Raw genomic sequence first — 828 nt, 5'->3', positions numbered from 1 at the left:
CTCGGGGGGCAGTACCCGTACGAGGTCCCGTTTCACGGCGCCGACGGCGCTGAGCTGACGCGCAAGCTCGTCAAACTGCGCATGCTCGGCCATCACACCTCCCGTATTCGTTGCTTGGGGCAACCATAAGGGCCATTGGTTGCTACAGGCAAATAAGTAGGAGGCCGCCCGCGTAAAACCTTGGCAAAGGCATAGCGTTGCGGATGTGAATATGCAGGGAGGTGCGCGAAGGGTGTCCCCGTCTGTCCCGGTGGCCCCCCACTTGGGTGCCCCGGCCCGTCTTCGCTAAGGTCTCGGCTCATGGCTAACACCCAGGGCCCCCAGGGCAATTACGACCCTGCCGGCAGCACTCAGATGTTCCGCGCGTTCGTCGACGAGGCTCCGCAGGGGCGTCAGCAGCAGGCGGCCGCCCCCACTTCCTCCGGTCCGCGCGTCGGCGTGATCATCGGCGTCATCGTGGCCCTCGTGGTCGTGGCCGGCGTCGCCTGGCTCGCGCTGAAGTAACCGGCGCACCAGGAGGAGGCACCCCTTCTCCGGCGATCACTTCCACTGGACGGACAGGTCCCGCGTCTCGATGTGCATGCCCAGCGGCACTCTCCAGGCGTCGAGGCACACCGTCCAGGTGTGGTCCGTGCGCGCCCCGGCGCCGATCGGCACCGGCAGCGCCTCGGACGTCCGCACGGTCGACCAGTCGATGCCGAGCGCCCCGATGACGTGCGTCCCGAACGTCACCGACCCCGAACGCACCGCCGTGCCCCCGGAGTTCCGGAAGCCCACGGTCACCTTCTGGCACCACCGCTGATCCCCGTCCGCCGTCACCGGCTCTCC

1 protein-coding gene and 1 pseudogene are annotated in these 828 nt (G+C 68.1%); one reads left to right on the top strand and one right to left on the bottom strand.

The annotated features are described in order from the left end of the window. Nucleotides 1-300: 300 nt before the first annotated feature. Entirely contained in the window at nt 301-504 is a 204-nt protein-coding gene (locus tag CCN72_RS29310) for a hypothetical protein (RefSeq protein WP_086810986.1), read from the top strand. Between the two features lie 36 nt (nt 505-540). Here CCN72_RS29310 and CCN72_RS29305 read toward each other — a convergent pair. After that, a pseudogene (locus CCN72_RS29305) lies at nt 541-828 on the bottom strand (hypothetical protein); the annotation flags it as partial.

This window comes from Streptomyces murinus (assembly GCF_002154555.1).
Lineage (GTDB): Bacteria > Actinomycetota > Actinomycetes > Streptomycetales > Streptomycetaceae > Streptomyces > Streptomyces murinus.
This window is presented reverse-complemented; position numbering and strand designations above follow the sequence as displayed.